At 63.7% G+C, this 12,657-nt stretch carries 10 protein-coding genes; 5 read left to right on the top strand and 5 right to left on the bottom strand.

What is annotated here, in order from left to right:
* Nucleotides 1–122: 122 nt before the first annotated feature.
* The 4 genes from BMYO_RS09590 to BMYO_RS09575 all read left to right on the top strand — a co-directional run bounded on the left by BMYO_RS09590 (nt 123) and on the right by BMYO_RS09575 (nt 3,305).
* Nucleotides 123–785 (top strand): amino acid ABC transporter permease, encoded by a 663-nt coding sequence (locus tag BMYO_RS09590; protein WP_094668247.1) that lies wholly within the window; start codon nt 123–125, stop codon nt 783–785.
* Nucleotides 763–1,509: an amino acid ABC transporter permease gene (locus tag BMYO_RS09585; RefSeq protein ID WP_233428247.1), complete on the top strand. Its 747-nt coding sequence runs from the start codon at nt 763–765 to the stop codon at nt 1,507–1,509. Before BMYO_RS09590 ends, BMYO_RS09585 begins: the two co-directional genes overlap by 23 nt.
* Nucleotides 1,510–1,594: 85 nt before the next feature.
* Complete coding sequence (locus BMYO_RS09580) at nt 1,595–2,365, top strand: ATP-binding cassette domain-containing protein (RefSeq protein ID WP_094668261.1); 771 nt, start codon at nt 1,595–1,597, stop codon at nt 2,363–2,365.
* A gap of 64 nt (nt 2,366–2,429) precedes the next feature.
* Nucleotides 2,430–3,305 (top strand): transporter substrate-binding domain-containing protein, encoded by an 876-nt coding sequence (locus BMYO_RS09575; protein ID WP_094668246.1) that lies wholly within the window; start codon nt 2,430–2,432, stop codon nt 3,303–3,305.
* A 534-nt stretch (nt 3,306–3,839) separates the two neighbouring features.
* Here the strand turns inward: BMYO_RS09575 and BMYO_RS09570 are convergent.
* The 5 genes from BMYO_RS09570 to BMYO_RS09550 all read right to left on the bottom strand — a co-directional run bounded on the left by BMYO_RS09570 (nt 3,840) and on the right by BMYO_RS09550 (nt 12,088).
* Complete coding sequence (locus BMYO_RS09570) at nt 3,840–5,471, bottom strand: peptide ABC transporter substrate-binding protein (protein WP_420807309.1); 1,632 nt, start codon at nt 5,469–5,471, stop codon at nt 3,840–3,842.
* 363 nt (nt 5,472–5,834) lie between these two features.
* Nucleotides 5,835–7,457, bottom strand: a complete 1,623-nt coding sequence (locus BMYO_RS09565) for an aminopeptidase P N-terminal domain-containing protein (protein WP_094668245.1) — start codon at nt 7,455–7,457, stop codon at nt 5,835–5,837.
* A gap of 233 nt (nt 7,458–7,690) precedes the next feature.
* Entirely contained in the window at nt 7,691–9,310 is a 1,620-nt protein-coding gene (locus tag BMYO_RS09560; RefSeq protein ID WP_158216979.1) for an aminopeptidase P family protein, read from the bottom strand.
* A gap of 98 nt (nt 9,311–9,408) precedes the next feature.
* Nucleotides 9,409–10,533 carry a hypothetical protein gene (locus tag BMYO_RS09555; RefSeq protein ID WP_143249163.1) on the bottom strand — a complete coding sequence of 375 codons (1,125 nt, stop codon included), beginning with the start codon at nt 10,531–10,533 and terminating at the stop codon, nt 9,409–9,411.
* 190 nt (nt 10,534–10,723) lie between these two features.
* Nucleotides 10,724–12,088, bottom strand: a complete 1,365-nt coding sequence (locus BMYO_RS09550; RefSeq protein ID WP_338024388.1) for an MFS transporter — start codon at nt 12,086–12,088, stop codon at nt 10,724–10,726.
* Nucleotides 12,089–12,199: 111 nt separating this feature from the next.
* Between BMYO_RS09550 and BMYO_RS12230 the strand changes: the two genes are divergently transcribed.
* Nucleotides 12,200–12,657, top strand: a 458-nt coding sequence (locus BMYO_RS12230; protein ID WP_143249162.1) for a helix-turn-helix domain-containing protein, incomplete at its 3' end; no start/stop codon positions are given.

Here is a 12,657-nt window from a genome sequence, read left to right as displayed (position 1 = left end):
CCGCTCGGGCGGAACGCACAGACCGCACGGCACGCATGGGTTATGCGCATGCGCACATGCAGACATGAGAGAGACATGAACCAAGTACTACAACCAAAGCAATCACGAGAGGAGGGCAGGCCGTGAGCTGGCAGATCATGCAGTCCGCGCTCCCGCTGTTCGAGCGCGCGTTCGTGCTCACGCTCAAGCTGTCCGCCATCAGCGTGGTGCTGGCCACCGCGCTGGGACTGGTGCTGGCGTTGCTGCGCGAGTACCGCACGCCCGTGCTCTCGCATATCAGCACCGTGTTCCAGGAGCTGTTCCGCAACACCCCGCTGCTCATCCAGCTGTTCTTCCTGTACTACGGCCTGCCCTCCGTGGGCATCATGTGGAGCGCCCAGACCTGCGCGATCGTGGGCATGTCCATCTTCGGCGCGGCCTACATGTCCGGCGCGTTCGAGGGCGGCTTCAGCGGCATGCCGCGCGTGCAGAAGGAATCGGCGCGCGCGCTGGGTCTCGCCCCGCTGCAGATGATCCGGCACGTCACACTGCCGCAGGGACTGACGCGCAGCGTGCCGGCGGTGGCCGCGAACATCATCTTCATGGTCAAGGAGACCTCGGTGTTCACCGTAATCGCCGTGCCCGAGCTCACCAATACCGCGCGCGACCTGATCGGCATGTACTACCGCAGCGACGAATACCTGTTCATGCTGGTGGTGGCGTACGCGATCATCCTCATCCCGTTGTCCATCATCCTGACGCTGCTGGAAAGGAGGGTCCGTCGTGGTACTTTCGGCGATAACTGACGTGGCGCTCTCCCCCGCGTATCCCGCGTCCACCACGCTGGCTTCCGGCGCGAGCGTGCTGTTCACCGGCGACAACTTCACCCGTCTCCTGTCCGGTCTCGGCACTTCGGTGACGGTGGCCGGGCTGGCTCTGCTGGTCGGCATCCCGCTGGGCGTGGTGCTCGGCGCCCTGCGCATCCTGAAGAACCCTGTGCTGCGCGCCGTGCTGCGCCTCTATCTCGAGTTCTTCCGCATCGTACCCACGCTGGTGCTGCTGTTCCTGTCCTACTACATCCTGCCGCGCGAGCTCGGCGTGCAGGTGGACGGCGTCACGGTGGCCGTGGTGGCATTCGGCCTGTGGGTGTCGGCCGAGATCAGCGACATCGTGCGTGGCGCCCTAATCTCCGTGTCTGATCATCAGGTGGACGCCGGTAAAGCCCTCGGCATGAACGGGCTGCAGTTGCTGTGGTACGTGCGCATCCCGCAGTCCATCAACCTCATGATTCCAGCCACCATCAACCTGGCCGCCCGCGTGATCATGACCACCTCCCTGCTGCTGCTCATCAGCGTGATTGACGTGATCACGGTGGGCCAGCAGATCATGGAGGCCAACCGCATGACCCATCCGGACGCCGCGTTCTGGGTGTACGGATTCATCTTCTTCCTGTATTTCATCATCTGCTGGCCGCTGGCGATGATCGCCAAGGCCCTCGAAAAGCGAGCCAAGGAGCGCAACAATGGCTGATTCCGCAGTCCTCAACCCGTCGGTCGCGCCGAATCCGGCGACAACCTCGGCGACGACGGCCGGCCACGGTTCCGGCGATTCCGCCATCTCCCCCGATGACGCGCCGCTGCTGTCCGTCCGTCATCTCAAGAAGTCCTACGGCACCCACGAGGTGCTCAAGGACGTGAGCTTCGATGTCAAGCGCGGTCAGGTGCTCGTGCTGCTCGGGCCCTCCGGCTCCGGCAAGTCCACGCTCATCCGCTGCCTCAACGGCCTCGAGACCATCCAGGGCGGCGAGATCGTGTTCAAGGGGCAGGCGGTGCCGGCCAACAACGAGCGCGCATGGCGCAAGCTGCGCACCGAGATCGGCATGGTGTTCCAGAGCTACGACCTGTTCCCGAACCTCACCGTGGCGAAGAACATCGAGCTCGGCCCAACCAAGGTGCAGAAGCGTCCGAAGGCCGAGGTGGACGAGCAGATGGACCGTCTGCTGGCCGACGTGCAGCTGAGCGAGTACAAGAACGCCTATCCGCGTGAGCTGTCGGGCGGCCAGAAGCAGCGCATCGCCATCGTGCGCGCGCTGGCGATGAACCCGGAGCTCATGCTGTTCGACGAGGTGACCGCCTCGCTCGACCCCGAGATGGTGCGCGAGGTGCTCGAGCTTATGCTGCGCCTGGCCAAGCGACACATGACCATGATCGTGGTGACGCACGAGATGGAGTTCGCACGCCGCGTGGCAGACACGGTGATGTTCCTGGAGAACGGCGTGATTCTCGAACGCCAGTCCGGCAACGAGTTCTTCACCCATCCCCAGACCGATCGTGCCCGGAACTTCCTGGAGAGCATGGCACCGGTGGGTGCCGAGCCGCAGGACTGATTGCACACTTTTCCTGAAACCAACCAACAACCATAACCACATAACCAAGAGGAGAGGAACTATCATGTTCAAGAATGCCAAGAGGATTGCGGCGGGTCTGCTCGCCGCGGCCACGCTGATCTCCGTGGCCGCCTGCGGCAACGGCCCGGACCCGGCGGCCGCCGGCGCATCCGGTTCGTCCAGCTCGTCCGGCTCGTCCCAGGAGGGCAAGACCGTCGATCAGATCAAGAAGGACGGCACCATCCGCATCGCCACCTTCGGCGACCTGCCGCCCTACGGCTACGTGAAGAACGACGGCACCCGCGCCGGCTACGACGTGGCCCTCGGCAACCAGATCGGCAAGGACCTCGGCGTCAAGGTCGAGTGGGTGCAGGTCAACGCCGACGGCCGTGTGGACTCCCTGAAGAGCGACAAGGTGGACCTCGTGCTCGCCAACTTCACCGTGACCGACGAGCGCAAGCAGGTCGTCGACTTCGCCGAGCCGTACATGAAGGTGTCCATCGGCGTGGTCTCCCCCGACAGCGCCAAGATTACCAGCGCCGACCAGCTCAAGGGCAAGCAGCTGGCCGTGACCAAGGGCACCACCGCCGAGACCTACTTCACCGAGAACTACCCCGACGTCGAGCTGCAGAAGTTCGATTCCAAGACCCAGCAGTTCCAGGCCTTCAAGGATGGCCGTGTGGCCGCCCTCGCCGACGACAACACCTACCTGTACGCCTGGGCCAAGGACAACCCGGGCTACACCGTGGGCGTCAAGACCCTCGGTGAGGAATCCACCATCGCCCCGGCCGTGAAGAAGGGTAACAAGGATCTGCTCGACTGGACCAACAAGGAGATCAAGCAGCTCAGCGCCGACGGCTTCTTCAAGAACGCCTACGAGACCGAGCTCGCCCCGAGCTTCACCTCCGACATCAAGCCCGAGGACGTGATCATCGAGTAGTCCTCGGCGGCCGGCACGCTTGATGCCAGTTGGCCGTGAACCGGAAGATGGTGTGTTCCCGTTGTGGGGACACACCCTTTTCGTATACCTGTACTCCTTGTACCGTCCGGTTTGTGTCAGGAGTGAAGGCTTACTGACCATAATCGGACGCAAATCGGCCTGTTAGCGTCCGTAAAGGGTCAGGACCAGCGACTTCCTGGCAGAATCCGGACGCTGAGTGGCCCATTTGCGTCCGGATTCTGTCAGGAGGAAGAGGCTTCTGGTAGAAAACGGACGCTCACCGGCTCGTCAGCGGCCGGTTTCTACCAGAAGAGCATGACTCTCAGTAGGAAACGGACGCTGAGACCCTGATTTGCGGCCGTTTTCTACTGGGAGCCGGTGGGTTCCTGTAGGAAACGGCCGCTACGACCACTGTCACAGCCACGCGGAAGCAGACAGCAATGCGGAGGAAGACAGGCAACGGTACGGAAGCACAGAGCACACAGCCGCGCGGGAGGCGAACACAACCAACCGCGGTTACGCCCCACCTCACCATCACTTCGTGATGTCGTACAGCACCGGATTGCTCTGGAAGTCGAAGGCGACGTTCTTCAGATTCGGCGTCGAAACCGCGACGGTGTTCGTGTACCACAGCGGAATCGACGGCAGGTCCTCGAGCAGGTACTCCTCGCCCTCCTGATAGTGCTTGTTCGCCTCCTCGACGGACGACGAGGCGGCGGCCGTGTCCATCGCGGCGTCGAAGTCGGGGTTCTTGTAGTCGCTGGAGTTGCCTCCCTTGCCGTCGGCGGCTGCGGACGAATACAGCTGCACAAGGTAGTTCTCCGCGGACGGGTAGTCGGGCGCCCAGCCACCGCGGTACATGCCGCCGAGCTTGCGCTCGTCCATCGCGGTGTAGTAGTCCTTGCTCGTCGGGAAGGCGTTGACCTTCACTTCGATGCCCAGCGTGTTCTTCAGTCCGTTGGCGATGGCCTGAATCCATTCCTTCACCGGCGCGTCGGACGGGTAGTCGATCTCCAGCTCGCCGCTCCACGGGCTGATCTCGTCGGCCTTGGCCCACAGGGCCTTCGCCTCTGCCGCGTCGTATTCGATGTTCGACTTGTTCTTCAGCGTGCTGCTGTATCCCGAAATCGGCGGGGCGATGAAGTCGGTCGCGGGCGTGGCGGTGCCGTGCAGGATCTTCTCGACGATGGTCTCGCGGTCGATGGCCTTGGAGATGGCCTGACGGCGCAGGCGGCCTTCCTCGTCATACGTGATGTGGTTGCTCTTGGCCGGGAACATCATGGCCACGAAGCTCGAGCCGGGCTCGTTGTACGCCTTGACCAGCTTGTTGTTCTGGAAGGAGCCGAGCGCCGTGGATGGCAGGGTGGTCAGGATGTCGAGGTTGCCGCTTTGCACATCCGCGTAGGCGCCGTTGGTGTCGGTGTACATCTTGAAGGTGATGCCGTCGTTCTTGGCCTTGCGGGGACCGTTGTAGGCAGGGTTCCTGACGACCTCGATGCTGCTGCCGTGGGTCCACGACGAGAACTTGTACGGGCCGTTGCCGATGGGGTGCTCGGCGTAGCCCTTCGGGTCCTGATAGAAGGAGTCGGGAAGCGGATAGAACACGCAGTACCCGAGTTTGAGCGGGAACACCGAATCCGGGCGGGACATGTGCACGATCAGTGTGGAATCGTCCTTGACCTCGAGGCCGGAGAGTTGCGCAGCACCGTCCACGCCGTCCTTCTGCAGGTCGTCATAGCCTTCGATGGTGGAGAAGAAGGAGGCGCCCAACTGGCCGTTGGTCACGTTCGCCACGTAGCTCCATGCACGAGCGAAGGACTTCGCCGTCACGGCCGTGCCATCGGTGAACTTCCATCCGTCGTTCAGGGTGATGGTGAATTCGGTGGAATCGTCGTTGGTCTTGATCTCCTTGGCGACTTCGTTGCGCGTACTGCCGTCGGCGTTGTAGCTGACCAGTCCCGCATACAGCGTGTTGATGATCTGACCGGCGTTGCCGTCGAGCGTCTGCCCGGGGGTGAGCGGGTTGGTGGGCTCCTTGCTGCCGACCGTGATGATCTGGCCCTGCTCGGATGATGTGCCGTTCTGCTTCGTGCCGCAGCCGGCCAATCCCATGGCCAGTGCGCACGCCGCCGCGATGGCCGCCACGGCCCTCTTCATTGCATGCATATCAGTACCTCCTGCATTGTCGTCAAGATTGTCGTCAAGTGGGGAATCGCGAACGATTCCGTGGGGAGAAAACGGTGCGGAACCGTCATTGGTGCCGCATGGTAGGACCAGTGTATTACGGATGACCGGTTTGTCTGATTATTTGGAGTGAAAGGAAAAGTAGCTCCCCTCGATAAAGAGAGCTGGCGGCGAAGCCGACTGAGTAAGTGCTCACGTTCGGGGACTCCCCCTCAGCCAGCTTCGCTGGCAGCTCCCCTCAAAGAGAGAAGCCTTCGCGGCACAGCCGCTCACCTCACCTACGGACAGTCCACCGGACTGTCCACCTCACGGTTCGCCTCTCAAAGAAAGGCACCGCTAAAGAGGTCACTCGGCACAGGCGGCCTCGTGGTCGAGGAAGCTCTGGATGTAGTCCTCAGGGCCGTGGGCAGCGAGCCACGCCTCGATCTCGTCGGGCGTGCGGGCGAACGTGGTCATGAGCACGGTGCGGCCGTTCTCGTCGACCCGCAGGTCGTCCTCGATGCGCGCGCCGATGCCGCGGTATTCCTCGGGCACCAGCTCGTCGGCGGCGTCGAAGTACAGTCCCGGCTCGAGCGTGAACACCATGCCGGGCTTGAGCGGCGCGTCCGGGTAGAACTCGTTGCGCGAGCGGTAGGCGTCATGGCAGTCGAGGCCGAGGTGGTGTCCGGTGCCGTGGTACAGCCAGCGCTGGTACTGATGGCCGTCGGGCTTCAGGGCCTCTTCGGCGCTGACCGGCAGGATGCCGAGCTTCTCGAGCGAGTGCGCGATGGAGACCATTACCGCATCCATCATGTCGTGGTAGACGGCGCCCGGTTTGTTGGCGGCCTCGATGGCCGCGTCGGCCGAGTCGAGCACGGCCTGGTAGATCTCACGCTGGGCCTTGGAGAACTTGCCGTTCACGGGGAACGTGCGCGTGATGTCGGCGCTGTACAGCGAATCAAGTTCGATGCCGGCGTCGAGCAGGAACAGCTCGCCGTCCTTGAGCGCGTGGTCGTTGGCATGGTAGTCGAGGATGGTGGCGCGTGGGCCGGAGGCGGCGTTCGTTTCGAAGGAGATGTAGTTGCCCTCGTACCGGCAGGAGTGGGTGAACGTGGCCTCGAGCAGACGCTCGCCGCGCTTGACCTGACGGGCGATGGGCAGGATGTCCGCCACGCGGTCGAAACCGCGCTGCGTGGCCTCGACGGCCTTCTGGATCTCGGCCACCTCGCGCGGCGTCTTGATGATGCGGCATTCGTCCTCGCTCTGCTCGAGCACGGCGTCCACACCTCGGTTGGCCGCGGCGTCGCCCAGCCCGGACTCCTCGCGCACCTTGTCCACCAAGGCGTCGATGCTCGGGTCGTAGCCGCGCAGCACGCGGATGTGAATGCCGTCCGGGCCGGCTCCGGCGCGCAGGGCGTCCTCAAGCTCGGTGCGATCCTTGATGTCGAGGCCGGTCATGATGTGGAAGTCCTCGGGCATCGGGCGCGGACCCACCCAGAACTCGCCGTGCTTGGAGTCGGAGAAGAAGCGCGGGTTGGAGCGGTCGATGGCCGGCTCCAGATAAATCGTGGCATGGTATCCGGCGGTGCCGTCCTCGTTGAGTACGGGGTCGATGACCAGCGCGGAGTCCGCCTCGAGGTCGCGGCCGAGACCGGTCAGATGTGCGTACGCGGTGCCGGTGCGGAACAGGAAGTCGATGTCCCAGGTGCGATGGCGTACGGTGCCGGCCGGGATGACGAGGCGTTCGCCGGGCAGTTTGGAGACGAGTTCGGCGCGGTGCTTGGCGGCATCGTCGGCGAAGGGACTGCGTGTGAAGACCTTCTTGTTCGGGTTCGCCCCCCAGTGCTTGAAGATGATGTCCTCGAAGCCCTTGCCCTTCAGCGCCAGGCCGCCCCCTCGGCGTCCGGCTTGCGGCTTGAGGTCGTTGTCGGCGGCCAAGGCGTTGAGGCGCGCGAGCGTTTCGGCGTCGTATTGCGGTTCGTTGCCCATGGATTATGTCCTTTCGGCGGTATCGTCCCCCGCGCTTCCGGTGCACTGGCGCATACGTGATGTGTGCGGCCGGTGCACCGGTACTTCCGGCAGGGGACCACTGCAATTTCGTTGTTCCTTGATTCAGTTATGTTGCACGGTTCGTTGCCGCATGGATTGCGGGGAGACTCCCCTCAGTCAGCTTCACTGACAGCTCCCCTTAAAGAGGGGAGCCTTCGCGGCACAGCCCAGTATCAGTTGGCCAGGGACGGGTCGTATCCGGTCAGGTCGGCGATGTAACGGTCCGGGCTGTGCATGGCCATCCATGCCTCGATGCCTTCGGGGCTGCGCGGCACGCCATCGCTCAGAATCACGACCTCGCCGCTGTCGGTGACGAGCAGGTCGTCCTCAAGGCGTACCCCGATGCCGCGGTACTCCTCGGGCACGAGCAGGTCGTTGTCGTGGAAGTACAGTCCGGGTTCCATCGTGAAGACCATGCCGGGCTTGAGTTCGGCGTCCGGATAGTATTCGTCGCGCGCATGCTGGGCATCGTGGCAGTCGAGTCCGAGGTGGTGGCCGGTGCCGTGGTACAGCCAACGACAGTGCTGCTGGCCGTCGGGCTTCAGGGATTCCTCGACGCTGACCGGCAGGATGCCCATATCCTCCAGCGAATGGGCCACGGATGCCATGGCCGCCGCCATGAGGTCGCGATAGCGGGCACCCGGCTTGTTGGCGGCGGCAATGGCCGCGTTGGAAGCGTCGAGCACGGCCTGCGCCACGCGGCGCTGGGCCGGCGAATAGTGCCCGTTCACCGGCAGGGTGCGGGTCACGTCGGCCGCGTACAGGTACTGCGATTCGGCACCGGCGTCGAGCACCACCACGTCGCCGTCGGACACCGGATGGTCGTTGATCATGTAGTGCAGGAACGTGGAGCGACGGCCGGAACCGACCACGGTCTCGAAGGAAACGTCGTTGCCCTCCATGCGGCAGGAGCCTGTGAACACGCCTTCGATGAGTCGTTCACCGCGCTTGACCTTGGGCGCGAGCGAAATGATGTCGGCGACGCGTTCGAAACCGCGTTCGGTGGCGCGGATGGCTTGACGAATCTGCTCGATTTCCGCCGGCGTCTTGATGATGCGCAGCTCGTCCTCGCGCTCCTCGAGCACCAGATCGAGCGGCAGGTTCGCAGCCTTGCCGCCAAGTCCGGATTCCTCGCGCACCGCATCCACCAGTGACTCGACCGCCGGGTCGGCACCGCGGAACACGCGCACGCGCAGACCGTCGGCCCCAGCGTTGCGGGCGACCGCCTCATTGAGCTCCGCGATGTTACGGGTTTCGATGCCCGTCATCGTCTCGAAGTCGGCCAACGTGGGCGCGGGACCCACCCAGAACTCGCCGTGCATGGCGTCCGCGTAGAAGCGTCTGTCGTCGTGTCCGATCGGTGGGGCGACGTACAGCGTGTCGCGGTGGCCCACGGTGCCGTCCTCGCGCACGACCGGGTCGATGACGAGCACCGGACCGGGCTCGATGTCACCGCCGAGCCCGGTCAGGTGTGCGAACGGCGTGCTGACGCGGAAGTTATAGGTCACGTCGTTGGTACGGAAGCGGATGGCACCGGCCGGAATCACCAGCCGCTCCCCCGGCAGGCTCGCGGCGAAATCGTCGCGGTGCTTGGCGGCGTCATCGGCCAGCGGACTGCGACGCACCTCCTCGCGAGGGCTTTCGCCCCAGTGCTCGCCGATTTCGCTCTCGAATCCGGCGCCCTTGATGCGCAGGCCGCCGGCCCGCTTCCCCCGTTCGGGTTCGGTCGCGTTACCTGCCGCGGCGGCCCGTAAAACCGACAGCATCTCGGCGCTGCTTTCCTGACTTGTCATATGGTGTCCCTTCTGCTTGTGATCAGGCCGGCCGAAGATTCGACCGACACGCTCTGGTATGTCTCCGACGCAGAATCGCGCGCACGGCATGCCTTGATCTACTTGCCGGCACCGTCCTTCGGCGTGCCGTCGATGTCGAACCGGTCGAGCCCGTGCGCCCACGGTTCGGGGAAATGGGTCTCGGGGTAGATCTCGGCCATGAACTCGTAGGCTTCCGGGTCATACCGCTTCAGCTCCTCGCGGGTGTTCACCGGGCCACGCACCTCCCAAGAGCCGTCCGGGCTCTCCTCCATCACGTCGAACCAGATGGTGGTGAGCGTGGCGAAGAACTCCTCGTGGTTGCTGATGGCGTAGGTGCCCGGCCACAGTCCGGCTTCCTTGCTTCGGCGATAGAGCTCGCCGAAGCGGCGGTACCGCTCTCCCCCGTGTGCGAACTTCAGGCCGATGAGGTGGATGCCGTGCGCGAACTCGTGGGCGAGGATTGATTCGTGGCGGTATTTGGTCGTGATCGGCCCGTCAAGCACACGCAGCACGTTCGTCTCGGCGATCGATGCCGCGGGATTGCCCTCGCAGGCGCCGTAGCCGGCGACCGCATAGGGCGCGACCTTGTATCCCATGCGGTGTTCGGGCACGTCGAAGGCGTCCTCGTGAGGTCCGTAGACACTCAGGGTGACGCCGAAGTTGGTCATCACCTTGGCCTCCTCAGGCAGCTTGGCCAGCAGGATATCGACCATCTCGGCCGCCTTGTCGCGAGCCTCCTGCGAGGTATCGTTGCCGGATTTGATGAGAATGCCGGATGCGGTGCGCTGGAAATGCGTGTAGTACGGGTGGTACTGGGCATGGTAGGTCTTGCCGGTCACCGGTCGTCCGTCGGCGGCGGCCAGGGGCGCGCTGAAACCGATGGTGATGTCATCGAAATCCTTGACGCGCATCGGGCGGATGGGGCTTACGGTGGTGCGGCGAATCTCCTTCTGATACAACGTGCCGCTCTGCCATTCCATGCTGTCGTCCCAGACGAACAGCGGCATCGGCGCCCCGCGGAAGTTGAGGTGGTAGACATCGATGCGGTCCGCGTTGACCATGTCAGCGGGCCAGAGCACCTCAAGATGGTTCTCGTCGATCAGGGTGACGGAGATTGGTTCGATCTCATGGCCATCGTTCACAGGGCCATCGGATTCGTTACTGTCGGACACCGTTGTCCGCGCTGCTGTTGTTGTGTTCATGACGACTCCTTCGTACGTCAACCAGCCGTTGGCGGCTTCAAGGATGATGCTGAAAATAATAGGGCGGCCGGCTGCGGGCCAAGGTGGAGAACTCGACGTTCAGGTATAGACCTGTACGTACCTTGGCCGGCAACCGGCCGCCATGGGAACTACCGGCAAACCGGTCGGCGGGTCAGCCTCAAGACTCGGCTCACTCGGCCAAGATGGCCGCCTGAATCTTGTTGCGGAACAGGAAGATCAGCACGGAGACGGCGATCTCGAAAATGGCGATGATCCAGAACATCGGCAGCTGCATATCGAGCGTCTGAAGCTTGCCGAAAATGATCAGCGAGATGGCAGTGCCGATGGCGGCGGACAACGTGAAGCCGGTCTGCATCTGCGTCTCGTAGGACTTCGGAGCCGCGGCGGCAATCATCGAGGTGGCGGCGACGCCGTACGGGAAGCCACCGAAGTTGCCGACGATGTAGTAGATCAGGATGAAGATGACCGAGTACTTCGCGGTGCCCGGGAAGAGCACGACGGTCGGCACGATGAGCAGCAGGTTCGAGATGCCGGAGAAGGCGAAACCGAACCACAGGCGGTCGATGGACTTCCACTTGGCGCCGATCTTGGTGGCCCACAGCCAGCTGTAGAAGACGCCAGCGAGCAGGGCCACGATAGCCACGATCGTGTTGAACGAGCCGGGGGCGATCTCAATGCCGAAGAAGTTGCGGTTGATGCGCTGGTCGAGGAACATCAGCAACGTGGTGCCCTGCAGCTGGTAGTCCACGCCGATCACAATCTGCATCAGAATGATCGGAGTCACCGCACCAAGGCGACGACGCTCAGTGCCCTTGATGCGCTTGGAACGCCAGATGACCACGAAGAAGCCGATGGCGACCAGGAAGGTGAAGGAGCTGACGGTGCTGGCGAACGTGCCGATGGTGGCCTTGCCGGTACCGACCGCGATGCCGATCGCAGCAGCAAGAACCGCAACAACGGCGAGGGCGATCAGGCTGAACTTCTTCTTCTCCGCTTCGCTCAGCGGGCGGGACGGCTTGGAGCCGAGGGAACCGAAGAACGCCTTGCCGGGCAGTCCGATGGCGGCCGCATACAGGAAGGCGGCGATGGCGCCGATGAGGAAGCCCCAGTGGTAGTTGACCAGACCCAGCTGCGCGGCGATCACAGGGGTGATGAAGCCGGCGATGCTGTTCGCGATGTTATGCATGGCGTAGGCGCCGTCACGACGGCCGTCCTTGCGGTGGAACAGCAGGCCCGTCAACGAGTAGTTCGACGCGCCCATGATCGGCAGGTTGATCAGGATCATACCGACGATGGCGAACACACGGCCCTGGCTCAGCGAGAACGCCGGAAGGGCGAGAATCGCGCAGGACAGACCCTTGACGATGTTGCCGATGACCAGCGCCTTGCGGGCGCCGAACACACGGTCGGCAAGCCAGGAGCCGACAATGCCGAACATCGAATTGATGGCACCGGTCGCGGCAATCAGCTGGGCAGCCTCGCCCTGCGTGAAGCCCAGACCCTTGGTCCATGGCGTGTACAAATAGGGCGCTATTGCTGTTTTCGTGGGTGGTTGTTTGCCGGTGAGGCGTTGAACCGGTAAGAGAAGAGCGCTTTTTGGTTAGGATGTTCATCGACCAAGAAAAACACAACCGAAAAGCGCCTGATGAACAGCATATTCAAACAGCTCCTCAACGTCAAAGGCATGGTCGTCGAGAACGTCTGCATCGTCGATGGTCCCATGCGCCCCGAACCCGTGCTCGAGGTGCGGGTGCGTCCGCGTGCGGGCATGCTCAGGTGCTCGAGGTGCGGGCGGAAGCGTCGTGGCTATGACCGTGGCGGCGGCGTGCGCCGATGGCGCCATCAGGATTTCGGATGCTGGCGGGTCGAACTGGTCGCCATGATGCCCAGGGTGGACTGCCCGAAGTGCGGCGTGGTGGTCGCGTCCGTGCCGTGGGCGGAGCCGGGAAGCCGGTTCACGCGGGACTTCGAGGCGGAGTGCGCGTGGCTGATGACCGTCGCCAACCAGAAGACCGTGAGCGGGTTCCTGCACGTGGCGTGGAGGACCGCCGGCCAGATCGCCCGCAGGGTCGCCGGCCGGCTCAGGGCGTCGGCGCCCTCGCC

It is taken from the genome of Bifidobacterium myosotis (assembly GCF_002259745.1).
GTDB lineage: Bacteria > Actinomycetota > Actinomycetes > Actinomycetales > Bifidobacteriaceae > Bifidobacterium > Bifidobacterium myosotis.
This window is presented reverse-complemented; position numbering and strand designations above follow the sequence as displayed.